Consider the following 25,345-nt stretch of genomic DNA (forward strand, 5'->3'; position numbering starts at 1 on the left):
CCAGAAGCGGCATCATATTGAGCAGACATTCAGTAAGTTCAAGCAGTTTCGGCGTATTGCCACGCGCTACGATAAGTTAGACCGCTCATTTGATGCCTTCATCTGCTTACGCGTCATTACCCTCTATCTTAATTGAGAACAGCTCCTAGTGCTAATGCGGAAAGTATCGTTATCATCCTACGCGAGGCGAAGGTGTAAATTGGGGCATGAATTATTTAGCGCTCCGCGAGCGGCCGACGCAGTTTCTGGCGCTGACCAGTCTGCATGTGGCCGAATTTGACGACTTGCTCACCGACTTTGTCCCCCGCTGGGAGCGTTACCACCGCTACCATACGCTCGACGGTAAACTGCGCCAGTCGGTCGCGCATCAGCAGCGGGCCAATGCCCTGCTGCCGGGCACGGATACCAAGCTTTTTTTCCTGCTCACCTACTTGAAAAATAATTCGTTACAGCAGCAGCAAGCAGCCAGCTTTGGCCTGTCGCAGACCCGCGTCAGCCGCCTGGCCGGGGTACTGCTAGCGGTACTGCTAGCGGTACTGCTAGCGGTGCTGAATCAGACGCTCGCCGCTCGCCAACTGCTGCCGGTACGTGATGGCGCACAACTGGCGCAGCGCCTGGCCCAGCATCCCGACAATGTCTTCCCCTACGACGGGGTGGAGCGGGGCATTCCGCGCAATGTCGACTGGGACGGGCAGCGAGAAGAATACAGCGCTAAAAAAAGTCCATGCCTTGAAAAACAACACCTTGTGTGACGACACGCAGTACCTGCATTATCTCTCGCCCACCGAATCGGGGCGAGTAGACGATAAAAAAGTAGCCGATGAGTACCCGCTGCACCTGCCCGCTGGCAGCGTGTTGCGACAGGACTTAGGGTTTGTGGGTCACTACCCACCGGGGGTGGGGGTGGAGATGCCGCACAAGAAGCCGCCTAAAGGCGAACTAAGCTTTTCTCAACTGATTTACAACCAGATGCTAAGCCCGTTGCGCGTGGTGATTGAACATGTTCACAGCGGCATCAAGCGCGTACGCATGGTCAAGGAGGTGGTGCGGGTACGTGGCGACTGGTTTCGTGATACGGTCATGGTGGTGGCCTGCGGGCTGCATAACTTTCGCGTCCGCAGTCCGCACCGGGCGTATCTCGCACCCGAGCGGGCGAATCTGGTCAAGCATCCCGCATAAGCACTAATGTATCGTGCGACGGCACACTGGGCAAGTCTACCAATTCATCTAGTTGCCGGGCGTGGGTTTGGGCAAACAAGACCATGTCCTCGTAATCGTGGCCGTTGCTCAGGTAGGTGCACAAGCCAATAAGCAGAATGTCAGCCAGTCGGTACCGGCACTTGGCGGCTTGACGCAAGTCTTCAACTTGCAGAAAGTAGTCGCGAATCGGGTGGCTCATGACCCAAAGCTACCCCCCACCCGGCTTCATGCGTTTGCCCTGATTCACTGGCTTGATCCTGGCAAGTCCAATAGAAATACACTATCCCAAGAGAAAAGATCGGCATTGGGTTGCAGATAACTTTGCAATACTAAGCCCACCCCCACTATACCTTCCAGTAAGGCGGGTTCCGTGACCCAACCATCAGACCGATGGGTTTTATAACCAGCCAACCCATCCGGAAAAGTATCCCTAATCAGCGTTTGTTCGAGCCAGTAATCCCGGGCGGCCTCGAATGGTTCGAGGGCGGTTTCGGTGTAGAGACGGTTAAAGATGTGTGCCACGCCTGCGGTTCCGTGGCAAAACTCGGTATCTACCAAGCTAGTTTGCTCTATGGTTGTGCGGGAGCAGGCATGCAGTCCCAACGCAATGCCCTCCTGTATCCAGGCTGGTTGGTTAAGCACCTTGCCAGCAAAAAGCAGGGCTACAACCACGCCTAAGTCTCCGTAGCACCAAGCAAGGCGGTTGTCGAATTCTTTGGCATGGTCGGCAGCAATAGCGGATGGGTATACGTTCACTGAGCGACTCCAGTCGGCTTGAAGCCGCAGAAAACGAATACAGCCTTCCAATAGATACGTGCACTGCTCTGACGCTACCTGTTGGGCTACGCACTTAGCTAAAAAGATGATCTTGCTACAAAGGCCATGCGACAGACTCATGTTGATGGTACCCTGGGCCAGCGGATTGCGCACCGACTCAGGTTCCAGCCACCGGATACCATCTGCGTCCGCAATAGCCGTTGTCTGTAGCTGCTCAATCAGCTGCCGCAGGCATGGATCGGTGGCTGTAGTGCCGGCCCGCATCAGTAGGTAGAAAGCATTGCCAACGGCCCCATGTAGAAAGTCCAGGTTATTTGCCAGGAGTTGCTGCTGCGTAGATTCTACCACTGCCTCATCCAAGGCATCTAACACATCTTCTGGGTCAGTATCAAGAAACGTATGCTCCGTAAGCAGTTTGAATAACACCCCAAAACCGGCAACACCATTGCAATAAGTGAAGTGATTAGCCCCATATTCCTCCAGAAAATCCAAATTCTGATTCAGGTACTGGAAACCAATGTCATACAGGGCATCGGAACTGCGCATCCGGGCCAAATAAAAATAAAACAGTATCAAGCCGCTCCTGCCCGACATGAGCGACAAGGGGCGGGAATTCGGGTTGATCGTTTCTAGAGCGGTAAGGATATCGAGGAGCTTCGCTTCAGCGCGGTTTCGTAAGGTCATCAAGGAGATGTTTAATGGCAGATTGCCAGCTGGTTACCGGCTTTGCTTGCTAAGCGTGCCAGAAAATACCCCAGTCATTCAGGCTTCCGTAATCAGCATCGGAGATGCAGCGGTTGTTTGCATGATACTGCCAGCACGTAGCTCCTGCCGTGGGCTAGAGCAGCCAGTACATTTTACCAGCGGCTACACCTGGTGTGGCGGTAAGACAGGTTGCTAGTTAAGGTGTTCCAGAAAAGGGTTTCAAAGCGAAGAGGCGGAATTTTCCAGCATTATACAACGCTGCAAAATTCCGCCTCTTCGCTTTGGTGCTTTTGTTTTGGCTATTGCCTGTAACCTGTATTACTAAGCAACAGTGCAGCCACGGCTCTGGCACCCATCGGAGCACTCCATCGTAGCATCATGATCCACAATAGTGTTTCGGGGCTCTGGATACTCTCCACCTGTTGAGGCATAAAGGCCGCCCTTGATGCTGTTCATAGAGTTTGAGTCCAGCTGGCTGATGTTTTTCTTGTTCAGAGACAATTTACGGGTGAGTTGCTCTTTTTTCATAAAAGGGGTTAGTTGGATGTTTGGTTGCCTCTTTTGATAAGGGGTGTCGGCAGTCCCCTGTGCAAAATGATCGAAGTCGATAAGCCAACGCTGATGCGGGCGTATGAGAGAGAGTTAATTCTGATGAGCTTCTCGGTGGAGCAATATTACTGCTCGGTACCAACCATCTAATACGTCCTGAACCTTCCTGAATACATTAATTATGTAGTAGGGGTGGCCTATAGTATTGGTTGACCAAATGTAATGCTCTTTTTTATTATTCCAAACCCGCGCAAACGCAGGCAGATAGTAACCGTATTTGCCTGAGCAGGGAACAGCGACCTTCGGATCCATGTGCCTACTTGCCTATCTGATCAAGGTAGCGGATTCTCAACAGCCTGGCTGCCATTGTACGCTTCCCCGTGAAGTAGGCCAGTGAAAAGTAGAGGAAGGGGGTATCTTTTCCCATCCTTTTCCTGCTACCCATGAAAAAGAGTCGCTTTAGTGAAGCCCAAATCATCGGCATCCTGCGCCAGCAAGGCCAGGGCCAAACCGTGGTTCAGATTTGCCGCGACAGTATCAGTGAGCCTACGTCTTATCAGTGGAAGAGCAAGTACGGCGGCCTGGAGCTGACCGAGCTGTAACGGCTCAAGCAATTGGTGGCCGATTTGAGCTTGGAAAACCAAGTGGTCAAGGAGGTGCTGCGAAAAAAGTAGTGGCCCCGGCCGAGCGGCGAGCTGTGGCCTAGCACGCCGTGGCGTGGGGGCTGAGCCGGCGGCGGGCCTGCGCCCTGGTGGGGCTGGCTCGCGCCAGCTACGCTACGCCGCCCGGCCGGGGCGACCAAAACGAACGGCAGGCGGCCGACGCGGTGCTTGTGGACGCGCTGCTGGCGTTGGTCAAACGCCACGCCGGCTGGGGCTTTTGAAAATATTACCACCGGCTGCGCAAAGACGGGCTGCTGGTCAACCACAAGCGGATGTGGCGGCTCTATCAGGCCCAGCGCCTGCAACTGAGCAAGCGGCACAAAAAATGCCGCTTGCCTGAGCGCGTTCGCCAGCCGCTGGCTGTGCCCGAGTCGGCGAACCAATGCTGGTCGATGTACTTTATGAGCGACGCGCTGACCGATGGGCGGCGTTTTCGGACGCTCAACGTGGTCGAAGACTGCTCCTTAAATTACTTCGTCAACAGCCCCTCTAACCGAGTTTGCTTCCTAAGCCCCTAGGTTAAAAGACCAGCGGAAGCCTGCCCAAGGGCAGAGGATCAGATGACGATGCGCAGCTCGTAGTCGGCAGCGGGGCCGGGGAGCCGGAAGGCACCCACGCGGCTGGGGCCGTAGCCCAGGTTGAGCTTGATCCACTCGTCGCGGACGGGCAGCAGTTGCAGGATTTGCTGGCGCAGGTGGGTTAAATCGTCGCGCAGGTTCTGGAGGCGGTTGGCGGCCTCAACCAGGTGCTGGGGGTAGCTGCCGGTGGCCGGCCGCTGGTCGAACCCAGGGGGAGTGATTTCGGGCATCTGGGTGAGGGTGGTGGCTGTTATTTCGGCCTGGGCCAGGTCTTTTTCCAGCTGTAAATAAGCCGTAACCTGATCTTCGAGCGGCTTTAGTTCGGGGGCGAGGTAGTCGAGGTTGCTGGCCATGGGGCAGGAAGTGGAAAGTGGAGGGAGTTGGGCCGTCAGAACGCAGAAACGGCCGCCAGGGATGCGTGCTTCAGGCTGCCGCCGGGGATTTGGGACGGTTGCGCTGGCATTTTTCGCCGCAGTACTTCACCTCGTCCCAGGAGTTGCGCCACTTCTTGCGCCACTCGAAGGGTCGGCCGCAGGTGAGGCATAGCTTGGTGGGCAACTGGCCTTTGCGCTGAGTCAAGGGAGAAAAGCAAACAGGGTGAGGTCGGTCTACGCAAAAGTGCCGCCCCGGGTCTGAAAGCCGGTTGTGCGCCCGGGGAGGGGCTTCGGCCGCCCGCTTTTGGTTCGCAACTTGGCGCGCGGCGTATCTTTGTCCCATGTCAACCCCCGTTTCTACCGCGCCCGATACGCTGGGCCAGGCCTTGCTGGCCTACCAGCAAGGCCACCTGAGTGCCACGCTGGCCGTACACAGTTCCGTGGCCGACGAGGAAGTGCTGCCGGCCGCCTACTTTTTTCGCTCCCTTTGGGAGATGCCCGAAATGGAGCGCACTGCCCTGGACGAATGCCGGGGCCGAATTCTTGATTTGGGGGCCGGTGCCGGCTGCCACGCCCTGGAACTCCAGCAGCGCGGGTTCACGGTAAAGGCTGTCGACATCTCGATGGGGGCCGTGGAGGTGATGCAGCAGCGGGGCGTGCGCGAAGTAGCCTGCCACGACATCTTCGACCCGGCATTGGCCCGGGGCGAAAAGTTCGATACCCTGCTCATGCTCATGAATGGCATCGGGCTGACCGGCACGCTGGAAGGGCTGGAGTGCTTCCTGATGCACGCCAAAACCCTGCTCAACCCCGGCGGCCAGATCCTGGCCACGTCTTCCGACATCAGCTACCTCTACGAAGACGAGGATGGAGCCCTGGTCTTCGACCTCAACGGCCCGTACTACGGTCAGGTCACGTATTCGATGCAGTACGCGCACCAGACCGGGGCCGAATTCCCGTGGATATTCACCGACCCCTCCTTGTTGCAGGATTACGCCCAGGCCGCCGGCTACGAAGTCGAGTTTCTGGAAGAAGACGACCAGCAGCAGTACCTCGTGCGCCTCACCTTGGTTTAGCTGACGGCTAGTAGCTACCAGCTAGTAGCTTTTTCGTTCTGACGTAACAACCTTACTGCTCCTCCTCCATACTTAGCTAACAGCTAACGAAATATGTCTGCTTTCGAGAGAACCTACACCGTGCGCTGGGCCGATATGGACCCCAACGGCCACATGCGCCATTCGGCTTACGCCGATTACGCCGCCCAGCACCGCATCGAGTACCTGTCGGCCAATGGCTTCACGCTGCCCTACTTTGCCAAGGCCGGCCTCGGCCCCATCCTGTTCCGCGAAGACACCCGCTTCCTGAAGGAGCTGCACATCAACGAGCAGCTGCGCGTGACGGGTGAGCTGGCGGGGCTGAGCGCCGACGGTTCCCGCTGGAACATCGTGCACACGCTCTATAAGCCCGATGGCCGCCCCGCCGCTACGGTAAGCGTGGAAGGGGCGTGGCTGGACCTGCGCACCCGCAAGCTGACGGTGCCACCCGCCGACATCACCGCCCTGATGGGCCAGCTGCCCCGCCACGCGTCCTACAAGGACATGGTGCGCGGCGGCGGCGGGGAGTGAGTGAAAAGAACGTCATCCTGAGTGGAGCGAAGGATCCTGTCACGTAAGAAAGAGACATAACAACGGCTCATTCTTGCGTGACAGGATCCTTCGCTCCACTCAGGATGACGTTCTTTTCACTCACTCACTCACTCACTCACTCACTCACTCACTGCTTTGGCGATGCGCTCGACCTGCTTCTGGTGGTGCAGCACGTGGTCGGTCATGAAATCGAGGGTTTGGTGAATGGTGAGCATCCCGGAGCGGGGGTGCTTGAAAATGGCGCGGCTGAGCAAGTGGCCCGGGTACTCGTTGAGCAGGCGCTCGAGCCGGCGGCGGGCGGCTTCCCACTCGGCCCGCAGCTCCGGCAGGGGCGGCAGGGTAGTAGGGGTGAGCTCTTGCAGATACTTCGGAACCTTGAAACGCATGAAGGGCAGCCGCAACGCCAGCCGCAACAGGCGCGACTTCACAAAGGCCTTAAACCCCGACTTCTGAAGCCCCTCGGCCTGAAGTAACTTCTTCTCCATGTACTGCCCGATGCCCGTTTCGGACACTACCAAGTGCTGGACGACCTGGGCCGCCGACCACTGCCCGGGTCCCGGGACCTGCGTGGCCCGGTCGCCCAGGGCTTCCACCGTATCGAGCAGGCGGGTAGTGGAACGTTCGAGTTGCTCCAGGCGAAGATGCAGGCGGTGGTTCATAGGGGAGGTGGGCGGAAGATGGTAGCTTTGAGGAAAAGGTACGTAAATATCCCCCGCCCGGTCGCTGCCCCCCACTCCATGCCATCCGAATCGTCCGCCACGCCCAGCTACCGCTTTCAACCCTACCAGCGCCCCAACGTGTCGGAAACCGAGCTGCTGCACCGCAGCGAGGCCTACTACCAGCACCTGGACCAGCGCCGCTCGGTGCGCGACTTCTCCGACCGGCCCGTGCCCCGGGCCGTGATTGAGAACCTGTTGCGGGCGGCGGGCACGGCGCCCAGCGGGGCCCACAAGCAGCCCTGGACGTTCTGCGTGATCCAGGATCCGGCGCTCAAGCACCAGATCCGGGTGGCCGCCGAGCAGGAGGAAGCCGAGAGTTACGGCCACCGTATGCCGCCCGAGTGGCTCGAAGACCTGGCTCCTCTCGGCACCGACTGGCGCAAACCGTTCCTCGAAATAGCGCCCTGGCTTATCGTGGTGTTCCGCCGAATCTACGAGCCCCGGCCCGACGGCAGCCAGCGCAACAACTACTACGTGAACGAATCGGTGGGCCTGGCGGCGGGCTTCCTGCTGACGGCCATTCACGAGGCCGGCCTCGTGGCCCTCACCCACACGCCCAGCCCCATGAATTTCCTGACCAAGCTGCTCGACCGTCCCAAAAACGAGCGGCCCTTCCTGCTTATCCCCGTCGGCTACCCCGCCCCGGATGCCCGGGTGCCCGACATTAAGCGCAAGCAGTTGGAGGACATCAGCGCGTGGTACTGAATCACAGATGTTGCAGATGTTGCAGATAGCGCAGATCTGTTCTGATGGGGGATTCGTTCTGATGGGGGATTCGTTCTTGGTTGACGAGGAAGTGAGGTGCGAGCACAGCTGTCTACCACAAAAAAAGCCCGCTCAAAGCGGGCTTTTTTGCTATTAATCAGTAGAACGAATCCGCCATCAGAACGAATCCACTGTCAGAACGAATCCCCCATCAGAACAGATCTGCGCTATCTGCAACATCTGCAACATCAGCGATTCACGTACAATACTTCCTTCACGGCCTTCACGGTGCGCTCCACGTTGGGCAGGGAGGCTTCGATGAGGGTGGGGGCGTAGGGCAGGGGCACGTCCATGCAGGTGATGCGCAGCACGGGGGCGTCGAGGTAGTCGAAGGCGCGGCGCTGCACCATGTAGGCCAGCTCCGAGCTGATGCTGGCCAGGGGCCAGGCTTCCTCTACCACCACCATACGGTTGGTTTTCTTCACCGACTCGATCAGCGTGTCGTAGTCGATGGGGCGCACCGAGCGCAGGTCGATTACTTCGGCGTTGATGCCTTCCTTGGCCAGCTCATCGGCGGCGGCCAGGGCTATTTTCATCATCTTGCCGAAGCTCACCAAAGTCACGCTTTCACCGGCGCGCACTATGTTGGCTTTCCCGATTTCGAGTACGTACTCTTCCTCCGGCACTTCGCCCTTGTCGCCGTACATGAGCTCCGACTCCATGAAAATCACCGGATCGGGGTCGCGGATAGCCGCTTTGAGCAGGCCTTTGGCATCGTAGGGGGTGGAGGGAACTACCACCTTCAGGCCGGGGCAGTTGGCAAACCAGTTCTCGAAGTTCTGGGAGTGCTGGCTCGAAAGCATGCCGGCGTTGCCGGTGGGGCCGCGGAACACGATGGGGCAGGAGTACTGCCCGCCCGACATGGAGTAGATTTTAGCGGCCGAGTTAATCACCTGGTCGATGGCCACCAACGAGAAGTTGAAGGTCATGAACTCGATGATGGGCAGCAGGCCGTTGATGGCCGCGCCTACCCCGATGCCGGCAAAGCCCAGCTCGGCAATCGGCGTATCAATCACGCGCTCCGGCCCGAATTCATCGAGCATGCCCTGGCTTACTTTGTAGGCGCCGTTGTACTCGGCCACTTCTTCGCCCATGAGAAACACGCGCCCATCGCGGCGCATTTCCTCGTTCATGGCTTCACGCAGGGCTTCCCGGAATTGGATGGTCCGCATAATCGGTAGGAAAGTCGAAAAGTTCGATTCAGAAAAAAGCCGGCCCAAAGCCGGCCCGTAAAGCTACAACGAGCCGGCCGGTTGGGCAAATGGTGAGAGAACTGTCATCCTGACGAAGGAAGGATCTCATCACGTGTGAATGGTTCGTGCCTGATAGGATCCTTCCTTCGTCAGGATGACAGTTCTCTCACCCTTTCACCTGCTACCGCAGCGCCTCCAGAAACGGCTTGCCCTTGGCGAAATCCCGGAACTCCAGGTCCTCCACGGCGCGGTTGGCGTAGGTGCGGTCCAGGCTCACGGCGTGGCGCAGGTGCATAGCCGCGGCCGACTCGTTCTGCTGGCGGGCGGCTACCACGGCCAGGCAGTAGTAGAGCAGCGGGTCCTGGGGGCGCAGGGCAATGGCCTGCTGGTAAATGTCGGCCGCGCCCGGGTAGTTGCCCTTCAGCACGTAGATGAGGGCGCGGTTCATGATGTTCTGGTACGTTTTGGAGCTGTAGCTGAGGCTGCGCAGGGCATCATCGAGCTGGCCGATTTCGATTTCCAGGGCGGCCTTGTCGGCGAATATTTTGCTGAGCATGGTCGGGGAGCCACCCAGCTTGATGGCGTAATCGTAGTTCTGGAGGGCTTCGAGCTTGTCGTTGGCGCGGTGGTAGGCGCTGGCCACGCGGTAGAACAGCTCGGCCGTGGGGTTGCGGTGGGCGGCCAGCGTGAAGTTAACGGCGGCCCGGCGCTGGTAAGCCCGCGCCACTTTGGGGTTCACTTCCTTCTCGGAGCGCAGCTGCAACACCACGGCCAGGTTGTGGTAGGCCTGCCAGGCCCCGGTAGTAGCCACCGAGGTTTCGTAAATCCGCTGCTTTTCGGCCAGCAAGGGCGTGAGCGTGGCCGAGTAGCGCAGCTCCTCGGGCGTGAGGGCGTCGGTTTCGGTCTGCTTTTCCACAATCTTCTTGGAGAGCAGGTAGATTTCTGAGTCGTAGCGCTTGGGGGCGGTGTAGCGCACGGCCACCGTGCCGAAGCGCATGACGGGGTAAATGTACTGCTCCAGGTAATCGTAGAAACTGAGCTGGTGCAGGCGCTTTTCCTTCTGGGCGTAGGTGCCGGGCGTGTCGTTGATGAGCAGCAGCACCGAATCAATCTGAGCCGGTTTGAGCGCCGACTGCTGCACCTTGCTCAAAAACAGGTCCCAGCGGCGGTGGTAGGCTTCGGTTTCGAAGTCGATCTGGCTGACCTTGTTGAGGTAGGAATCGGTATCGACGCGCTTCTTGTAGTAGTTCATCAGCGCCCGCACGCGCTTGTCGGCCAGGCGCGGGTCGTGGCGGTCCAGCGAATCGGGCGAGTGGCCGGCGGCAATCATCACCTTTTCGGTGCGCTGATTGGCCTCGATGAAATCCTCCAGCGCGGCCACGTTGGTGCCCAGAAAATTGCGCACCTCCGACTGGCCCGCATCGAAGAAAAACGGCAGCACCCGGGTACCGCTCATGTTGTTGTCCACCGATTCGGGCAGCAGGGCCAGGGCCGTATCCTGGCGCACCACCAGGCGGCTGGTGGTCACGATGCCGCGGGCCAGGCGGATTTCCGCCGCCTTCACCCGCTTGCCGCCGGGGCGCAGCTCACGGGCGTCGGGCAGGGCCACCAGCTCGCCAGGGCTTTTCTGGGGCGAGTAGGGGAAGGAAAACTGGCGGCGGATGACGAGCATATTTTTCTGCCGCTCATCGTACACGAACTCGCCCGACACGAAGGTGAGGCGGCCCACGGTATCCTCGCGCAGGCCGTTCTGGTAGCGGTAGCTCAGGCCCAGGTTGTAGGCCGCGCCCTTGCGCAAATGGCTGGCGGGTACTTTGGCCGTTACCTCGAACAGCACGTTTTCGCCGTTGCTCTCCAGCACCGTGGGCTGCACCGTGAGCTGCTGGCCGGCCTGGGCCTGCTTCAATACGTTCGACAAGGGCGAGCAGGCGGGCAGGGCCGCTGCCGTCAGCAACAGACCGGCCACGCCCGGCAGAATTCGCGGCAACAACATTCGCATAGGCATTGGGCAAAGCACGGGGCAAGTACGGCAGGAATTGGCCCTACCAACGCCGAAAGGTAACCGATAGACGTATCTTGCGGCCGGCTTCCGGCGTAAGTGCTTGATACCGGGTTACAATTACTGTATCTTACTTCCGGCAATTCCCGTTGGACTCCGAAAAATCAGCAGCTATGAGACGACTAACTGACTTCATCGAAAAGCAGAGCTTCGGCGTTTGCGACGCCATCGGCAAGCGCGTCGGTTTTTCCAGCAGCAGCGTTCGGCTCTCGTTCGTGTACGCCTCGTTCTTCACCTTCGGCTCGCCCATTGTGCTCTATTTTGCCCTGGCTTTCTGGATGAACGTGCGCCAGGCCCTGCGTCGCCAGCGCAGCACCGTCTGGGATTTGTAGTAGGTCGATAAGTAGAAGCGTAAAAAAGCGTCTGTCATCCTGAGCCCCGCTCAGGATGACAGACGCTTTTCTTTACGCTCTATCTTCCTGGCTCCTTCACACCCAATTCCGAAAACTTCCGTTTCCCCTGTCCGAAGTAGGCCCAGACGAGGCTGCCGGCGTAGGTGCCGGGGCGCTCGGCCAGGCGCAGGCGGGGCCGGAACTTGCGGCGCTGCTGCCGCCAGTAGCCGAGGTGGCGCAGAAAGTGCCCGTGCGCCCGCAGCACCGCCCGAGCATCGGCCCACTGGCCCTGGCTGAGCAGGCGCAGGGCGGCCACCCAGTCGAGGGCCACGCGGCTGATCATCACGCCGGGCAGCTCGGCCGGGTGGGTGTTTTTGAACACCAGGGCCAGGCCGTTGCGGAAATTGAGGTAGGTTTTGCGGGGGTTGGATTTGTGCAGGGTGCCGCCGCCCACGTGGAACACCGTGGCGCCGCCGTGGTACCACACCTGCCAGCCGGCGTTCTGGAGTCGCCAGCACAAATCAATTTCCTCCATGTGGGCGAAGAATTCGGATTCCAGCCCGCCCAGCGCGTGCCAGGCCTCGGCCCGTACCAGCAGGCAGGCCCCGGTAGCCCAGGCCACCGGGCGCGGGTCGTCGTACTGGCCGGTGTCGGTTTCGAGCGTGTCGAAGAGGCGGCCCCGGCAGAAGGGGTAGCCCAGCGAATCGAGGTAGCCCCCGCCCGCCCCGGCATACTCGAAAAGCTGGCGCTGGACTTCGTCGGCGCTGTACTGGCGGATTTTGGGCTGGCAGGCGGCAATGGTGGGCCGGGCCTCCAGCAGCTCGCGCTGGGGCCGGAGCCAGCCGGGCGTTACCTCCACATCGGAATTCAGCAGCACGTAGTACCGAAACTCCGGCCCCAGTTGGGCCAGGGCCTGGTTGTAGCCCGCGCAGAAGCCCAGGTTGCCACTGTTTTCAATGCGGCGCACGGCCGGAAATTCGGCCCGCACCAGGGCCACCGAGTCGTCGGTGGAGGCGTTGTCGGCCACGAACACGGTGGCACCCTCGGAGTGGGCCAGCACGGCGGGCAGGAACCGGCGCAGGAAGTCGCGGCCGTTCCAGTTCAGGATGACCACCGCCACGTCGGTGCAGGCTCCGGCCGGGGTACTAGAGGCCAAAGCCGCTTAGGTCGAGGCCGGGAATGTTGGGCATCAGGCCGGAAGTGGTCTTTTGCAGCTCCTGCTTGGCCTGCTCGGCGGCTTCGTCCATCACCTTGTTCACGGCGGCTACCACCAGGTCGGCCAGCATGTCGCGGTCCTGGGGCTGGAGCAGGCTCTCATCAATTTCGAGCTTGAGCAGGCGGCGCTGGCCGTTGGCGGTGGCCTTCACCAGCCCGCCACCCGCTTCGGCGGTGGCCGTCAGGTACTGCAACTGGTCCTGGGCCTGCTTCATTTTCTCCTGAAGCTCTTTCATCTTACCCATCATGCCCATCATGTCAAACATCGGCGCTATCGTCAAAAGGTGGAAAAGTTGCCGGCGAAGATACGCCGGCCGGCCGGAAAGCCCGGTGGGAAGGCCGCTATTGGGGGCAAGAAGTCCAACAAGGAGCGTCATTCCGAGCATGTTGCGCATCAAGCAAGGGACCGAGCAATCTTGCGTGCTGACGTTGCATTGGCAACCTGATGGCAGGATTACTTGGACAACATCAGCACGCAAGATTCCTCGGTCCCTTGCTTGATGCGCAACATGCTCGGAATGACGTTCTTTTAGGGCGCTTTTCGTCAGACAGTACTCAACGCAGAATCGTAATCGTGCCGGCTTCCGAGGTGCGGCGGCCGGTCTGGTCGGTGGCCTCGAAGCGCCAGACGTAAGCCCCGGGCACGGGCGCGGCCGCTCCGATACGGCCGTCCCAGGTGCGGGCGCGGTCGGTGGTCTGGAACACAGGCTGGCCGTTGCGGTCGATGACGGTGAAGCGGAAGTTGTCCAGAAAACGGCCCTTGAGTTCGAGCACGTCGTTCAGCCCGTCGCCGTTGGGGGTGAAGGCCGTGGGCACGACTAGTTTCACCCGGCGGATTACGGTAGCCACGTTGGAGTAGCTTGGGCCTGGCAGCCCCGCCCCGGTGGCCTGCACGCGGTAGCGCACCAGCTGCTGGTCGGCGGGGGGGCTCAAATCGAGGTAGGTACGGCCCGTAACGGGCACGCTGGCCAGCACGGCGTTGGTGGGCGAAAGCGTCAGCACGCGGTAGCTCACCGCCACCGTGGTATCGGGGCCGCGCAGGGCCGACCAGGTCAGGCGGATTTCCGAGCCGGTGTCGTTGGCAGACTTCGCGGCCAGCAGCACCGGGCACACCGGCGGGCTTTCGGCCGAGCGGTTGCCGCAGGCATCCAGAAAGCGGGCGGTGTAGCACACCGGCCGGGCCGGGTCGGGCGTGAGCACGGAATCCAGCACTGAACGGGCCGCCGTTACGCGCAGCTCCGCGCCGTTGCGCCGGTAGGTCAGCTGGCCGCCGGTAGCGGCCCGGGGCACCACGGCCGTCAGCTCCACCTGGTTGCGCAGGTTGAAGCTGGCCGAGAGCCGGGGCGCGGCCGGCGCGGCCCCCGAAGTGGTGGTTACGGCTACTTCATCGGAAACCGACGTGGTGACGCCCATGCTCAGGCTTACCCGGTAGCGGTACACGGTGCCGCAGGTAACGGCCGTATCGAGGTATTGAGTAGCGCCGGCGGGTACGGGCAGAGTAGTGCGGGTGGTGCCGTCGGTGCGGGTGAGGGTGTAGCTGCCGCTGCCCGTGCTGGTCCAGGCGAGCAGGTTACGGCCGTTGGTGGAAGTGCCGGTAAGGGCCACCGAGCAGATGGAGAACGAGGCCGCGCTGGCTACCGTGGGCTGGCAGGCATCCTGGAGCAGCAGCCGGAAGCAGCCCGGCAGCGGGGCGTTGGGCAGCGAAAAGCTGGTGAGGCCGGCCGCCACCGGCGCCACCGTGCGGTAGCCGCCCGGCGCGGCCCCGTCGGCCACTTGCAGGCTGTACTGGTACTCCGGCTGCAACGCCCCAAAAGTGAACTGCGCCGTACCGCCCTGCACTGTGAGGGTGCGCAAGGTGGGCCGCTGCGGAGCCGGCAGGGGTATAAAGGTGCGGATAGCCACGCCGGTACACAGCCCGGCCTGATTGTAGCGCCCGATAACGGTTACCGTATTCGGGCCGCCGGTGGGGTAGGTGACGGTGACATTGCGGGCGGCCGGCATTGGAGTATCGTTGCCGATCTGAACAAAATACTGGTCGTAGTTAGCGTCCGTGACGGTGACCTGCACGAAGCCCGGCCCGCAGACGGTGAGCGTGAACGCGGGCGCGGGCGTAGCCAGCACCTCGTAGTTCTGGGAGAAAATGATGCCCTGAGTGCCACCCTGGGTGCCCTGGGTATTCTGGGTGACGACCAGCGGCCCGGGCGCGGTGGGCGTGAAGGTGGTGGTGGTGTCCCGGAAGTCGGAGCAGACGGTCGTGGCGGCCTGACGGTAGTAAATCTGGGCCGGGTTGAGGCCCTTGCCGCTACAGTCGCGCAGGCGCACGGCCCGGCCCACGCACAGAAATTTGGGAATCTCCTGGCCCGTAATGGCGTCGTAGGCCTTAAAGCAGGCCCCGGAATTGGGAGTAGGCACGCACGTTTGCGCCCGGGCTGCCGGACCCAGCAGCACCGCCAGCAGCAGCCCCAGCAGCAGAAATCCAGATTTTGCCATCCCAGCCATAACGAAGCAACTGCGCGGTTACGTGTACGAGTACGGCGAAAATAGCCGATTTAGGTCGGAAGTACCGCCGCGCCTCTACTGCCAGGCGTACTCGCGCACGAAGGCGGCGGCGGCGTGCAGATCGGGGTAGAGGATGCGGTCCTGGCTCACGAAGGGTACTTTTTCGCGGAAGGCAGCCACCAGCTTTTCCAGGGGCTCGGAGGTGCGGGCGGGGCGGCGGAAAGCCAGGGCCTGGGCCGCGTTCAGCAGCTCGATGCCCAGCAGCTGCTCCACGTTGACGACCACGCGCAGGGCCTTGGTGGCGGCATTGGCCCCCATGCTCACGTGGTCTTCCTGGCCGTTGCTGCTCACCAGGCTATCCACCGAGGCGGGGGTGCAGAGCTGCTTGTTCTGGCTCACGAGGCCGGCGGCGGCGTACTGCGGAATCATCAGGCCCGAGTTCAGGCCCGGCTCGGCTACCAGGAAGGGCGGCAGCCCCCGCTGCCCGCTGATGAGCTGGGCGGTGCGCTGCTGGGAAATGCTGCCCAGCTCGGCCGTGGCAATAGCCAGCATATCCAGGGCCAGGGCCAGGGGCTGGCCGTGGAAGTTGCCCCCGCTCAGAATGGCGTCGTCCTCGGGAAAGATGGTGGGGTTGTCCGTCACGGCGTTGCACTCGGTTTCGGTGGTCAGGCGCACGTAGGTCAGCGCGTCGCGGGTGGCGCCGTGCACCTGGGGCATGCAGCGCAGCGAGTAGGGGTCCTGGACGGCCGTTTTGGGCTGCTGCTGCAACGCGCTGCCGCTCAGCAGCGCCCGCAGCCGGGCGGCCACCATTACCTGGCCGGCGTGGGGGCGCAGGCGGTGCAGGCGCGCATCAAACGGCTCGGCCAGCCCATCGAAGGCCTCCAGCGACAAGGCCCCGATACTATCGGCCGCGTTGGTGAGGCGCTGGGCGCGCAGCAGCGCGTGCACGGCGTAGGCCAGCATAAACTGGGTGCCGTTGAGCAGGGCCAGCCCTTCCTTGGCCTTCAGCGTCACGGGCTCCCAGCTGAACAGGCTCATGGCGTCGGCGGCGGCCAGGCGGTAACCTTCGTAGTTGACTTCGCCCAGGCCCAGCAGCGGCAAACACAGGTGGGCCAGCGGGGCCAGGTCGCCGCTGGCCCCCAGGCTGCCCTGCTCGTACACCACCGGCAGCATGCCGCGGTTGTAGAAATCGAGCAGGCGCTGCACGGTAGCCAGCTGCACCCCGCTGTGGCCGTAGCTCAGGCTCTGCACTTTCAGCAGCAGCATCAGGCGTACCAGCTCGGCCGGCACCTCGGCCCCCGTGCCGCAGGCGTGCGACATGAGCAGGTTGGTTTGCAGCTGCTGGCGCTGGCCGGCCGCAATAGCCTGCCCGCACAACGACCCGAAACCGGTATTGATGCCATAAATGGCCGTGTCGGGGTCGCGCTCCAGGCGCTGGTGCAGGTAGTCGTGGCAAGCAGTGATGCGCTGGCGGGCTTCCTCGCTGAGCACTACCCGGGCGCGGCTGCGCAGCAGCTCATCAAGGGTAGCCAGGTCGAGGGGGGCGGAAGGGGTGAGGGCGTAATCGGCAGCCATGAGCGGGACGGGAATGGGCGGGGTAGGAGCCAAAAGTACGGATTCCCCACCCGCAGCCCCGCAACAGCCCGCCCAGGCCGCCCCAGACTGCGGGCGGAAGCCTGGGGGGCAGCACGCGCCGTTGGAAGCCACGCCCTGGTTGGTGTGACAAAAAGAAGCGTGACAATTTAAATTGTCACGCTTCTTTTTGTCACACCAACCAAGGTTCGCCATTCGGGGGGCGCTGGGGGGAGGCGCTGAGCTGCCGGCCCGCCGCTGGCCCACTGGCATCGGCAAGCCTTGCGCCAGCGGCCCAGCGGCTTCCGCTACCCGGCCAGTTCGGTCAGCACTTCGTCCAGGGTGAGGGTCTGTTCCTGGCCGGTGGCCAGGGTTTTGAGCTTGAACTGGCCGGCGGCGCGTTCCTCGGAGCCCTGGAGCAGCAGGTAGGGGATGCCCTTGCCGTCGGCGTACTTGAACTGCTTGGCCAGCTTCGTGGATTCGGGATACAGCTCGGTGGCCACGCCGGCCGCGCGCAGGCGGCGCAGCACCGGCAGCACGGCCGTTTCGCTTTCCGCATCGAAGTTGGCGATGAGGCAGCGGGTGGTAGCGGCCACGGCTTCGGGGAACAAACTGAGCTCCTCCAGGCAGTCGTAGAGCCGATCCACGCCGAACGAAAAGCCCACGCCCGACACGCCCGGCAGCCCGAAAGCGCCGGTCAGGTTGTCGTAGCGGCCGCCCCCGCTCACGCTGCCCATGTTCACGTTGTTGATCTTGATTTCAAAAATGCAGCCCGTGTAGTAGCTCAGGCCCCGGGCCAGGGTCACGTCGAACTCCAGGTTGTCCCACTTTTCAAACCCGAAGCCGCGCAGGTACTCCAGTACCCGGCGCAAATCCTGGAGGCCCTGGTAGCCGTCGGCCCCATCGGGCTCCACGCCGGCCGTCACGAAGGCGGCCAGCAGCCGGTCGAGCTTCTCGTCAAAAGAACCCGCCACGCCCAGCAGGTCGAACAGTTTTTCGGTGGCTTCGGCCGAGAAGCCGCGTTCGGCCAGCTCCTTCCCCACGCCCTCGCGCCCGATTTTGTCGAGCTTATCAATGGCCGTGAACAGGTCCACTTCGGTGCCCTCGCCGCCCAGGGCCTGGTAGAACGCGCCCAGCACCCGGCGGTGATTGATTTTGATGGTGTGGTCGGTGAGGCCCAGGGAAGTGAGCACCTCGCTCATCATGAGCACGATTTCGGCCTCGCAGAGCAGCGAATCGGTGCCCACCACGTCGGCGTCGCACTGGTAGAATTCGCGGTAGCGGCCGCGCTGGGGGCGGTCGGCGCGCCACACGGGCTGAATCTGGTAGCGCTTGAAGGGAAACACGAGCGTGCCCCGGTTCATCACCACGTAGCGGGCGAAGGGCACCGTGAGGTCGTAGCGCAGGCCTTTTTCAGCAATTTTGGGCAGCACCGCTTTCGCCCCGGCCAGCAGGTCGTCGGCCGTTACCTGCTCCTTAATGACGTCGCCTTTTTGTTTCTTGAGAAAGTTGCCCGAGTTGAGCACCTTGAACAGCAGCTGGTCGCCTTCCTCGCCGTATTTGCCGGTGAGCACGCTCAGGTTTTCCAGGGTGGGGGTTTCGAGCGGGGCGTAGCCGAACTTCTCGAACACGCGGCGGATTACGCCAAAAATATAGGTGCGGCGGGCCACTACGGCCGGGCCGAAGTCGCGGGTGCCTTGGGGAATGCTGGGCTTCTGAACGCTCATCAGGGAAAATCGGAATGCGGAAATAGAACCGTAAAATTCGCGGTTTGCATCGGATTTCCTCCAGCTTTTCCCCACCGGCCCCGCCGGCTGCCTATCAGCCCGCCGGATTATGGCGCGCCGGGAAGTTGATTTCCGCCATGGCATCGAGCAGCGAAGGCACCAGCAGGGGCCGGGAAGCGGCATCGAGGTGCAGAAAACGGTGCCGGACGGGCGGAGGCACGTAGCACAGAATCAGGCGGCGGCCCTGGGCGTGGAGCACGAAGGCGTAGGCCAGCAGCAGGTCGATGGCCTCATCCGAAAGCATGTCCACCAGACTGAAATCGAGCAGAATGGCCGGTTTATCGGTGCGGCTGGCCCGGTGCAGGGCCCGGATCAGCTGCCGCTCCTGGCCGGAGCCGTTGCTGGGAGAGAGAACAAGCAGGTAGGCATTGGGCAATTGTTCACGGTAAACGTCAAGCATTCGGGAAGCGCACGGAGGGAAAGGTGAGCTTGACTAAAGCGAAATCCGAGGGCCGGGAGTTGTGCGCGGAGTTGGGAAAAAATTGGATCGTGGGAGGTAATTTGATTTTTGACGGGTCCAAACCCTGATTCATCGGGGCCGCTGGTGCTTTCGGCGGCCATGCGGCAGGTGCCCGCCGGCTGGCCCCGCTACCCAGGCAACCCAGCTGGCGAAGTCAGAAGCCGGCTTGCCGAAAGCGCTTTCGTCAGTGGATTTCAAGAAACGAAAACTAGTTTTCGGGGGCCGGCGGGGGKGGGGTGCGGCGGGCCTGAAACAGCACGGGGGCCGCCAGCGGGGTTTTCAGGGCGGCCCGCAGACCGGCCCGGTGCAGGCCCTGGTTCGTCCAGTCGTTGCAGGTGCGCAGGGCGTGGTAGCGGCCGGTGGCCCGGAAGAAGAAGTCGTGGCTGGAGTAGCCCGCCGCCTGGCGCAACGGCCGCCCCCCCACCGAGTCGGGCGCGGCGAAGGAGGCGCGGATATACTGGGTGAGGCGCTCATACTGCCCGGCCGAAATGCGCAGCGGCACCACATAGCGGCCCGAGTCGGGGGCGGCCGGGTAGAAGCGCACGTGCAGGAGCGTGCGCGAGGGCAGCAGCGCGCCCGCCACGGCCCCGGGGCCGGGTATTTTTCCGCCCATCGAGCCGAGGTAGAACCGTTCGTTGCCCCAGCCGAAAGCCACGAACCGGGCGCGGCCGAACCGGGCCGTGAGAGCGGGCTGCCCCAGTTCCCGGAGCCAGTCCTGGCCGGTCTGGGCCTCGCGCAGGGGCACCAGCACGTCGGTATGCAAGCCGTTGGAAACCAGGTAAACGGGCACGCCGCCGGGCGTCTGCCGGAACTGCCGGTTGGCGGGTACCAGCGTGCCGGTCATCAGCAACAGAATAAAGGCCACAAAAACCGCCATATGCACCCGGGAAATAATCTGGTGCGAAGGTAAGAACCGGAGCAGAAGCCGCGCTGGAGCCGCTAAGCGAAAAGCGCGTTCTTCCTTGCCCGGGCGAGGAAAAACGCGCTTTGGGGGTTCTTTTACCCGGCCCAGATCAGGAGCGCACGCGCACCAGGGGCCGAACCGGGGCCAGCTCCGCTACGGGGGCATTGCGGCGGGCCCAGGCGTGCTTGTTGGCGCGGGCGGCCAGGGGCATATCCACCGGCACCATCACCACCGTGCCCAGAGCGAGCTGGGAACGGGTCGGGCGCAGGGCCACCACCGTGCCCAGGCCATGGTAGCCCAGAATGGTGGTGCGGACGGTGTAGCTGCCCAAAGGCAGGCCCGTCACCCGGAACCGGCCCTGGGCATCGGTTTGCCCCGACTTCACAAACCGGCCATCGGCGGCCCGCAGCACCACCACGTAGGAGTGCGGAATGGGTTCCTGGGTCTGCCCATCGAAGAGGCGGCCCGAGACGGTGCCGGAAGGGCCGGCTGGCCCCGTGGCGGCGGCGGGCAGGGTGGCGGCCGTCAGCAGGACGGCGGAAGCTAGCAGGGTGCGGAAAGCAGGGAAGGTTTTCATGGCAGTAAGGGAAAAGAAGGGCGAATGGCGGCCGGAACAGCCGGAAGGCAGGCCACCGAAGAAGAAAGTAGACAGCGAGCCCGGTACTGATCCGGGGCAAAGCCCCGCCCCGAAGGGCAGGCAGGGAGGACAGTTGGAGTGCCCGGCCAGGCTGGATTAGCCGCCGAAGCCGCCGCCGCCGGCCGGGGCCGCCTCAATGCGGCCGGCTTTGGCTTTGGTAGCTCCCAGGTACCAGGTGAAGCCCAGCCAGCCGACGCGGGTTTCGGGCTTGGTGTAGAGCGTGGAGTTGAGGTCGGGCGAGTTGACTTCGGCCCGGCGTACCTGGGTGTTGAAGAGGTCGGAAACGCGCAGGGTGAGGGCGGCGCGGTTCTGCCACAGGCGCTGGCGCAGGGCTACTTCGAGGCCGCCGGTGCCCAGCTGCCGGCCCTGGGCCGTGATGGTGGCCGAGCGGTAGGAACCGGTCAGCTGCACGTCGAGGGCGGGAGTGGGGCTGAAGTTCTGGTTGAGGCGCACCGTACTGCTCAGGACCCGGCGCGAACTGGCGTTGGTGGCGTTGGTTTGCAGTTGAGCCCGGTAAATCGAGCCATTGGCCTGCACCTTCCACCAGGCGGTAATCGGCTGGCTCCAGGTAAGTTCGAGGCCCATGTTGGTGGTGGAGCCGGCGTTGCGGAAGGTTTCCACGAGCACCAGCCCGGCGGCGGGGTTGCGGTTGGTGGCCACGGTATCCACGTCGCGCAGGCGCTGAATGGAGTTGTTGGTGAAGCGCCCGAACAGCGTCGTTGTGATTTCGGCCCCGCCGGGCAGGCTCAGCTGGTGGCCCAGCTCCAGGTTGTGGCTGAACTCAGCCCGGAGTGCGGGGTTGCCGAGGCGGTAGAAGCGCGGATCGAGGTAGAGCGGCACGGCCAGCTGCTGCATAAAATTGGGCCGGTTCAGGCGGCGGGCGTAGCTCAGCGTCAGGTGCTGGGGCTGCTCGCTGGCCTTCGTCGTATCGGTCTGCCCGAAGCCGTGGCTCAGGCTGGCCGTCGGGAACAGGCCCAGGTAGCGGATATCGAACTGGCCCTGACCGCCGTCTACGGCCCCGTTGACGCGGGTGTACTCGGTGCGTAACCCGGCCTGGGCGTTCCAGTTGTTGGCCCAGCCGCGCTGGTAGTTGGCGTAGGCGGCCGGTATCAGCTCCCGCGAGGTGTAGGCCAGCGACCGGGCCGCGTCGCGCACGTAGCCGCCGGGAGCATCGGGCTGCTGGGCGAACAGGTCGGCAGTGCCCTGGCTGCGCTGGTACTGCGTTTTGAGGCCGGTTTCGAGCTTGCCTTTGTCGTTGGCCAGCGGCAGCGTGTAGTCGAGCTGGGCGAAGTAGATGTTCACGTCCACGTCCATTTGCTGGCGCCAGCTGGTCAGGGCTCCACTTTCCAGGGTCTGGGTTACCGGCACATCGGCCCGCACGAGCACGGCCCCGCCCACGGCCGTCAGCTCCCGGCCGGGGTGCTTGTCCCAGGTGTGGCGGTAGCTGCCCACGTTTTCCATCACCAGCACGTTCACGTCGAGTTGCTGCACGCCCTGCTGGGTGGTGGTGGGCTGGCCCTCGCGGGTGGTGCTCAGCAGCTGCTGGTTGCGGTCCAGCTCGTGCTGCCAGGTAGGGTTCACGCTCAGGTTCAGGCTCTGCTGCTTGTTGATTTCGTAGTCGAGGGCCACGTTGACGCTGTGGGAAGCGTTGAGCTCCCGGCCCAGGCCTTCCTGGCGGGTGGTTACCGGACCGCTGGTCTGGCGGTTTTCGGTGCGGTTGTGGTAGGTTTCGTCCTGGCGGTCGTAGCTCAGGCGCCAGTTGGCGGCGCCCTGGTGCTTGTTGAGGCCCAGACTGGCGTTGTACTTGTCGCGGGTGCCGCCCAGCAGGCTGGCCGTGCCGTTCACGCCGTTTTTGGTCTGCTTTTTCAGGATGATGTTGATGACGCCCGTGCCCTGGGCATCGTACTTGGCCGAGGGGTTGGTCATCACCTCAATGCGGGCAATGCGGGAGGCCGGAATCTGGTCCAGGCGCAGGCCCGGGCCGCCGTTGGTGCCGCCGCTGGGCTTGCCATCAATCAGGATGGTGAGGTCGGAGGAACCGCGCAGACTCACGCTCCCGCCGGCATCCACGGCCACCGAGGGCACGTTGCGCAGCACGTCGGTAGCCATGCCGCCCACGCTGGCCAGGTCTTTTTCCACGTTGATGACGCGCTTGCCCGGCTCGTTTTCCACCGTGGCCCGCTCGCCCGTCACCGTCACGCCTTTCAATTGGGTGGTAGTCGAAGTCAGTTTAAGCACGCCCAGCTGCACTGTGGGCGCGGTGCTGGTCAGGCTCACAGCCCGGCGGAACCCCTGGTAGCCAATGGCCGAGGTCTTGAGCAGGTAGTTGCCCAGGCCCAGCTTTTCGAGGCGGAACGCGCCGTTTTCCAGGGTTTCGGTACCGGCCACAAAGCTCGAATCCTGGGCCCGGAGCAGCACCACGCTGGTAAAGGGCAGGGCCTGGCCGGTGCTTTGGTCGAGCAGGGTGCCGGCCACGCTGCCGGTAGGTTGTTGCTGGGCCGTAGCGGCCAGCGGAAAGAGCGCAGCAAGGAGCCCCAGACCCCGCAGGGTCCGGCCGAAAGAAGAAGAGGAAGTCATAAGAAGGGAGGTGTTGGACGAAAAATCGGGCAAAGAGAGGCCGCTCCCGGTGGCCGCGGTTCCGCCGGGTTGGCATAGTTGCCAGCAATTCAGACGTGGGGAAGAAGGGCACCGACCGCCAGCAGGCGGGGGCCAAAAGCCGGAACACAACGGGCGGCGGTCGGAAACCAGGGCTTCCGACCGGGGCCTCCCACCCGGCCCGATTGGCGCAAGGGTGGGGTCCGGGGTAGCGGCTGCGGCGGACTCCCGTTCAGGGGCAGCATCGCGGCCGGATGATTATCTAATCAACGAACCAAAGGTAAGTAAAGGTACTATGCAACGCAAGGTACTGTTGGTATTAATTTTTTGTTTCCCGGAAAAGGTTGTGTTTTGCGACGTTCCAGGCGGGTGCAGCAGGGTAGATGGGCCGCCGCCACCAACGGTTGCCTGCGTGGTTGATTTTCTGTCGTGCTGGGGTTTGCCTTTCCCCAGCCCATAAAAAAACCGCCCATAGCACCAGCTACGGGCGGTTCAAAGAAGAGGAGGGCGGCGCGTTACAGGTTGCGGGCTCCCTGCTCAATCCAGCACCGGATCAGGTCCCGCTCGGCCTGGGTCATCTGGGTTTTGTTGTTTTGGGGCATTGTTTTGGTGATGACCACCCGCTGCATGATTTTATCCTGGAGCCGGATAATGTCCTCGGGCGAATCGTAGACCACGCCGTTGGGAGCCGTTTTGAAGACCTCATCGGTGGGCGTGGCGGAGTGGCAGCGGATGCACCGCTGCTGCACCACGGCCTGGACCTGGGCCATGCGCACGTCGGGCGTGCAGGCGGCGGCGGCGGGGTCGGCTTTGGGGGCCGTTACGAAGGCCACGGCCAGCAGCAGGCCGGCCGCCAGGGGCAGCACCAGGCCGCTGGGCTGGTGCTTTTCGCGCAGGTTCAGCCAGTGCTTGATGCCGGCCGTGCCCAGGGCAATGGCGGCCAGCACGGCCCAGGGATAGGTATTGGAAAACGTACTCGGGAAATGATTGCTCACCATCACAAACAGCACCGGCAGCGTGAAGTAGTTGTTGTGCAAGGACCGCAGGCCGGCGTGTTTGCCCAGGGCCGGGTCGAGGGGGCGGCCCTCGGTGGCGGCCCGTACCATTTCCTTCTGGGCCGGAATGATGATAAAGTACACGTTGGCCACCATGAGCGTGCCCAGCATGGCCCCGAAGTGGATATAGGCCGCCCGGGCGCTGAACACCTGGCAGTAAAACCACGCGAAGGCCGTGCAGATCAGCACGCCCACCACGGCCGTCAGCAGCCCGTTCTGCATCAGGCGGGTGCGGCACAGCCCGTGGTAGAGCAGCCAGGCCACCCCAAACGAGGCCACCCCAATACCCACGCCCGCCAGCGGACTAATGGCCAGCACCCGCGGGTCAATCAGCATGCTGCCGGCGTTGAAATAGTACACCACGCACAGCAGGCTAAAGCCGGACAGCCAGGTGAAATAGGCTTCGTACTTGAACCAGTGCAGGGCTTTGGGAATGGTGGGCGGGGCCAGCTTGTACTTTTCGAGGTAGTAGAAGCCGCCGCCGTGCACGGCCCAGAGGTTGCCGGCCAGCTCGTCGCGCACGTTATCGGTGCGGTTGAGGGCGTTTTCCAGGAACACGAAGTAGAACGAGGCCCCAATCCAGGCAATGCCGAAGGTGATGTGCATCAGGCGCACCACAATATTGAGCCATTCCATCAGGTGCCCTTCCCACACGGTACCCGCGGCCAGTTGGTAGCCCACGGCCAGCAGAAACAGCACTGCCAGCACCGTCAGCGCGTAGGCGAAGCCCTGCATCGTGAGGCCGCTTGAGCCCAGCTCTCCATCCCGGTGGGCGCGGGCGAAGCGGTGCAGCAGCGCACTAACGCCCCCAATCAGCAGCAGCACGGCCGTTACTATCCCAAAAAGTAAATAATGCGTCATCGAAAACGGAAAACGGGTATTCAGCGGACCTGGCCGCAGCAGGAGCGGGGCGGGCCCCCGGCGCGGCCAGGTGCCACGCTATGAGCCTGATACCCGGATGCCACCGGCCCGGCGCAATCCGCAAAGCCGGGAATAACGGGATTTTTGATTTAGGAAGTTGGCAGAGAACAAGCGTTTTATTTAAAATATTATCATTTTGGG

27 protein-coding genes are annotated in these 25,345 nt (G+C 62.6%); 9 read left to right on the forward strand and 18 right to left on the reverse strand.

Annotation, left to right across the window (positions count from 1 at the left end; all coding sequences use genetic code 11):
- The 3 genes from D0T11_RS11100 to D0T11_RS11105 form a co-directional block, all read left to right on the forward strand.
- Positions 1–136, forward strand: a 136-nt coding sequence (locus D0T11_RS11100) for a transposase (RefSeq protein ID WP_147374619.1), incomplete at its 5' end; no start/stop codon positions are given.
- A 70-nt stretch (positions 137–206) separates the two neighbouring features.
- Positions 207–752, forward strand: coding sequence for a helix-turn-helix domain-containing protein (locus D0T11_RS22545; protein ID WP_182888357.1), 546 nt, complete (start codon positions 207–209; stop codon positions 750–752).
- The gene (locus tag D0T11_RS11105; RefSeq protein WP_182888358.1) at positions 730–1,179 is read left to right on the forward strand and encodes a transposase family protein; all 450 of its coding nucleotides are present in this window, start codon (positions 730–732) and stop codon (positions 1,177–1,179) included. The genes D0T11_RS22545 and D0T11_RS11105 overlap by 23 nt, the downstream gene beginning before the upstream one ends.
- On the opposite strand, the gene D0T11_RS11110 is transcribed toward D0T11_RS11105, so the two are convergent.
- From D0T11_RS11110 to D0T11_RS22115, 3 genes are all read right to left on the reverse strand, one after another.
- Positions 1,163–1,399, reverse strand: coding sequence for a transposase family protein (locus D0T11_RS11110; RefSeq protein WP_119655866.1), 237 nt, complete (start codon positions 1,397–1,399; stop codon positions 1,163–1,165). The genes D0T11_RS11105 and D0T11_RS11110 overlap by 17 nt on opposite strands.
- A 44-nt stretch (positions 1,400–1,443) precedes the next feature.
- Positions 1,444–2,661 (reverse strand): lanthionine synthetase C family protein, encoded by a 1,218-nt coding sequence (locus D0T11_RS11115; protein ID WP_119655867.1) that lies wholly within the window; start codon positions 2,659–2,661, stop codon positions 1,444–1,446.
- A 342-nt stretch (positions 2,662–3,003) separates the two neighbouring features.
- Positions 3,004–3,210 carry a class I lanthipeptide gene (locus tag D0T11_RS22115; RefSeq protein ID WP_147374620.1) on the reverse strand — a complete coding sequence of 69 codons (207 nt, stop codon included), beginning with the start codon at positions 3,208–3,210 and terminating at the stop codon, positions 3,004–3,006.
- Between the two features lie 464 nt (positions 3,211–3,674).
- Between D0T11_RS22115 and D0T11_RS11120 the strand changes: the two genes are divergently transcribed.
- Both D0T11_RS11120 and D0T11_RS22550 read left to right on the forward strand, forming a co-directional pair.
- Entirely contained in the window at positions 3,675–3,833 is a 159-nt protein-coding gene (locus D0T11_RS11120) for a transposase (RefSeq protein WP_119655868.1), read from the forward strand.
- A gap of 110 nt (positions 3,834–3,943) precedes the next feature.
- Positions 3,944–4,114: a hypothetical protein gene (locus D0T11_RS22550; RefSeq protein WP_182888359.1), complete on the forward strand. Its 171-nt coding sequence runs from the start codon at positions 3,944–3,946 to the stop codon at positions 4,112–4,114.
- A gap of 335 nt (positions 4,115–4,449) precedes the next feature.
- Here the strand turns inward: D0T11_RS22550 and D0T11_RS11130 are convergent, their stop codons facing one another.
- Positions 4,450–4,824, reverse strand: a complete 375-nt coding sequence (locus D0T11_RS11130; protein ID WP_119655870.1) for a hypothetical protein — start codon at positions 4,822–4,824, stop codon at positions 4,450–4,452.
- Between the two features lie 70 nt (positions 4,825–4,894).
- The gene (locus D0T11_RS23130) at positions 4,895–5,050 is read right to left on the reverse strand and encodes a DUF2256 domain-containing protein (RefSeq protein ID WP_245990760.1); all 156 of its coding nucleotides are present in this window, start codon (positions 5,048–5,050) and stop codon (positions 4,895–4,897) included.
- A gap of 136 nt (positions 5,051–5,186) precedes the next feature.
- Here D0T11_RS23130 and D0T11_RS11140 point away from each other — a divergent pair, with 136 nt between their 5' ends.
- Entirely contained in the window at positions 5,187–5,921 is a 735-nt protein-coding gene (locus D0T11_RS11140; protein WP_119655872.1) for a class I SAM-dependent methyltransferase, read from the forward strand.
- Between the two features lie 93 nt (positions 5,922–6,014).
- A complete protein-coding gene (locus tag D0T11_RS11145) occupies positions 6,015–6,470 on the forward strand; it encodes an acyl-CoA thioesterase (protein WP_119655873.1) in 456 nt (151 codons plus the stop codon).
- A 140-nt stretch (positions 6,471–6,610) separates the two neighbouring features.
- Here the strand turns inward: D0T11_RS11145 and D0T11_RS11150 are convergent, their stop codons facing one another.
- The gene (locus D0T11_RS11150; RefSeq protein WP_119655874.1) at positions 6,611–7,150 is read right to left on the reverse strand and encodes a DinB family protein; all 540 of its coding nucleotides are present in this window, start codon (positions 7,148–7,150) and stop codon (positions 6,611–6,613) included.
- A 78-nt stretch (positions 7,151–7,228) separates the two neighbouring features.
- Here D0T11_RS11150 and D0T11_RS11155 point away from each other — a divergent pair, with 78 nt between their 5' ends.
- Positions 7,229–7,915: a nitroreductase family protein gene (locus D0T11_RS11155; RefSeq protein ID WP_119655875.1), complete on the forward strand. Its 687-nt coding sequence runs from the start codon at positions 7,229–7,231 to the stop codon at positions 7,913–7,915.
- 248 nt (positions 7,916–8,163) lie between these two features.
- Here the strand turns inward: D0T11_RS11155 and D0T11_RS11160 are convergent, their stop codons facing one another.
- Both D0T11_RS11160 and D0T11_RS11165 read right to left on the reverse strand, forming a co-directional pair.
- The gene (locus tag D0T11_RS11160) at positions 8,164–9,147 is read right to left on the reverse strand and encodes a pyruvate dehydrogenase complex E1 component subunit beta (RefSeq protein ID WP_119655876.1); all 984 of its coding nucleotides are present in this window, start codon (positions 9,145–9,147) and stop codon (positions 8,164–8,166) included.
- 202 nt (positions 9,148–9,349) lie between these two features.
- On the reverse strand, positions 9,350–11,161 hold the full coding sequence (locus D0T11_RS11165; RefSeq protein WP_182888360.1) for a tetratricopeptide repeat protein: 1,812 nt from the start codon (positions 11,159–11,161) through the stop codon (positions 9,350–9,352).
- Between the two features lie 179 nt (positions 11,162–11,340).
- On the opposite strand from D0T11_RS11165, the gene D0T11_RS11170 reads away from it, so the two are divergent.
- Positions 11,341–11,559, forward strand: coding sequence for a PspC domain-containing protein (locus tag D0T11_RS11170; protein WP_119655878.1), 219 nt, complete (start codon positions 11,341–11,343; stop codon positions 11,557–11,559).
- Between the two features lie 79 nt (positions 11,560–11,638).
- On the opposite strand, the gene D0T11_RS11175 is transcribed toward D0T11_RS11170, so the two are convergent.
- The 10 genes from D0T11_RS11175 to D0T11_RS11220 all read right to left on the reverse strand — a co-directional run bounded on the left by D0T11_RS11175 (position 11,639) and on the right by D0T11_RS11220 (position 25,144).
- Positions 11,639–12,715, reverse strand: a complete 1,077-nt coding sequence (locus D0T11_RS11175; RefSeq protein WP_245990762.1) for a glycosyltransferase family 2 protein — start codon at positions 12,713–12,715, stop codon at positions 11,639–11,641.
- On the reverse strand, positions 12,705–13,040 hold the full coding sequence (locus D0T11_RS11180) for a YbaB/EbfC family nucleoid-associated protein (protein ID WP_119655879.1): 336 nt from the start codon (positions 13,038–13,040) through the stop codon (positions 12,705–12,707). The genes D0T11_RS11175 and D0T11_RS11180 overlap by 11 nt, the downstream gene beginning before the upstream one ends.
- A gap of 289 nt (positions 13,041–13,329) precedes the next feature.
- Positions 13,330–15,264: a T9SS type B sorting domain-containing protein gene (locus D0T11_RS11185; RefSeq protein ID WP_119655880.1), complete on the reverse strand. Its 1,935-nt coding sequence runs from the start codon at positions 15,262–15,264 to the stop codon at positions 13,330–13,332.
- Between the two features lie 84 nt (positions 15,265–15,348).
- Positions 15,349–16,848, reverse strand: coding sequence for a histidine ammonia-lyase (gene hutH / locus D0T11_RS11190; RefSeq protein WP_119655881.1), 1,500 nt, complete (start codon positions 16,846–16,848; stop codon positions 15,349–15,351).
- A gap of 305 nt (positions 16,849–17,153) precedes the next feature.
- Positions 17,154–18,572: a histidine--tRNA ligase gene (hisS, locus tag D0T11_RS11195; RefSeq protein ID WP_119655882.1), complete on the reverse strand. Its 1,419-nt coding sequence runs from the start codon at positions 18,570–18,572 to the stop codon at positions 17,154–17,156.
- A gap of 94 nt (positions 18,573–18,666) precedes the next feature.
- Entirely contained in the window at positions 18,667–19,032 is a 366-nt protein-coding gene (locus D0T11_RS11200) for an STAS domain-containing protein (RefSeq protein ID WP_147374621.1), read from the reverse strand.
- A gap of 268 nt (positions 19,033–19,300) precedes the next feature.
- Entirely contained in the window at positions 19,301–19,969 is a 669-nt protein-coding gene (locus D0T11_RS11205; RefSeq protein WP_119655884.1) for a TIGR02117 family protein, read from the reverse strand.
- A gap of 136 nt (positions 19,970–20,105) precedes the next feature.
- Positions 20,106–20,573 carry a carboxypeptidase-like regulatory domain-containing protein gene (locus D0T11_RS11210; protein ID WP_119655885.1) on the reverse strand — a complete coding sequence of 156 codons (468 nt, stop codon included), beginning with the start codon at positions 20,571–20,573 and terminating at the stop codon, positions 20,106–20,108.
- Between the two features lie 156 nt (positions 20,574–20,729).
- Positions 20,730–23,210 (reverse strand): outer membrane beta-barrel protein, encoded by a 2,481-nt coding sequence (locus tag D0T11_RS11215; RefSeq protein ID WP_119655886.1) that lies wholly within the window; start codon positions 23,208–23,210, stop codon positions 20,730–20,732.
- A gap of 533 nt (positions 23,211–23,743) precedes the next feature.
- Positions 23,744–25,144 carry a urate hydroxylase PuuD gene (locus D0T11_RS11220; protein WP_220473722.1) on the reverse strand — a complete coding sequence of 467 codons (1,401 nt, stop codon included), beginning with the start codon at positions 25,142–25,144 and terminating at the stop codon, positions 23,744–23,746.
- Between the last annotated feature and the right edge of the window lie 201 nt (positions 25,145–25,345).

Source organism: Hymenobacter rubripertinctus (genome assembly GCF_003583925.1).
Lineage (GTDB): Bacteria > Bacteroidota > Bacteroidia > Cytophagales > Hymenobacteraceae > Hymenobacter > Hymenobacter rubripertinctus.

Bases quoted from the DNA above. Each gene is read 5' to 3' on its own strand.
- D0T11_RS22545 (WP_182888357.1), top strand. From the start codon at position 207: ATGAATTATTTAGCGCTCCGCGAGCGGCCGACGCAGTTTCTGGCGCTG.
- D0T11_RS11110 (WP_119655866.1), bottom strand. From the start codon at position 1,399: ATGAGCCACCCGATTCGCGACTACTTTCTGCAAGTTGAAGACTTGCGT.
- D0T11_RS11115 (WP_119655867.1), bottom strand. From the start codon at position 2,661: ATGACCTTACGAAACCGCGCTGAAGCGAAGCTCCTCGATATCCTTACC.
- D0T11_RS22115 (WP_147374620.1), bottom strand. From the start codon at position 3,210: ATGAAAAAAGAGCAACTCACCCGTAAATTGTCTCTGAACAAGAAAAAC.
- D0T11_RS11120 (WP_119655868.1), top strand. From the start codon at position 3,675: ATGAAAAAGAGTCGCTTTAGTGAAGCCCAAATCATCGGCATCCTGCGC.
- D0T11_RS11130 (WP_119655870.1), bottom strand. From the start codon at position 4,824: ATGGCCAGCAACCTCGACTACCTCGCCCCCGAACTAAAGCCGCTCGAA.
- D0T11_RS11140 (WP_119655872.1), top strand. From the start codon at position 5,187: ATGTCAACCCCCGTTTCTACCGCGCCCGATACGCTGGGCCAGGCCTTG.
- D0T11_RS11145 (WP_119655873.1), top strand. From the start codon at position 6,015: ATGTCTGCTTTCGAGAGAACCTACACCGTGCGCTGGGCCGATATGGAC.
- D0T11_RS11150 (WP_119655874.1), bottom strand. From the start codon at position 7,150: ATGAACCACCGCCTGCATCTTCGCCTGGAGCAACTCGAACGTTCCACT.
- D0T11_RS11155 (WP_119655875.1), top strand. From the start codon at position 7,229: ATGCCATCCGAATCGTCCGCCACGCCCAGCTACCGCTTTCAACCCTAC.
- D0T11_RS11160 (WP_119655876.1), bottom strand. From the start codon at position 9,147: ATGCGGACCATCCAATTCCGGGAAGCCCTGCGTGAAGCCATGAACGAG.
- D0T11_RS11165 (WP_182888360.1), bottom strand. From the start codon at position 11,161: ATGTTGTTGCCGCGAATTCTGCCGGGCGTGGCCGGTCTGTTGCTGACG.
- D0T11_RS11170 (WP_119655878.1), top strand. From the start codon at position 11,341: ATGAGACGACTAACTGACTTCATCGAAAAGCAGAGCTTCGGCGTTTGC.
- D0T11_RS11180 (WP_119655879.1), bottom strand. From the start codon at position 13,040: ATGTTTGACATGATGGGCATGATGGGTAAGATGAAAGAGCTTCAGGAG.
- D0T11_RS11185 (WP_119655880.1), bottom strand. From the start codon at position 15,264: ATGGCAAAATCTGGATTTCTGCTGCTGGGGCTGCTGCTGGCGGTGCTG.
- hutH (WP_119655881.1), bottom strand. From the start codon at position 16,848: ATGGCTGCCGATTACGCCCTCACCCCTTCCGCCCCCCTCGACCTGGCT.
- hisS (WP_119655882.1), bottom strand. From the start codon at position 18,572: ATGAGCGTTCAGAAGCCCAGCATTCCCCAAGGCACCCGCGACTTCGGC.
- D0T11_RS11200 (WP_147374621.1), bottom strand. From the start codon at position 19,032: ATGCTTGACGTTTACCGTGAACAATTGCCCAATGCCTACCTGCTTGTT.
- D0T11_RS11210 (WP_119655885.1), bottom strand. From the start codon at position 20,573: ATGAAAACCTTCCCTGCTTTCCGCACCCTGCTAGCTTCCGCCGTCCTG.
- D0T11_RS11215 (WP_119655886.1), bottom strand. From the start codon at position 23,210: ATGACTTCCTCTTCTTCTTTCGGCCGGACCCTGCGGGGTCTGGGGCTC.
- D0T11_RS11220 (WP_220473722.1), bottom strand. From the start codon at position 25,144: ATGACGCATTATTTACTTTTTGGGATAGTAACGGCCGTGCTGCTGCTG.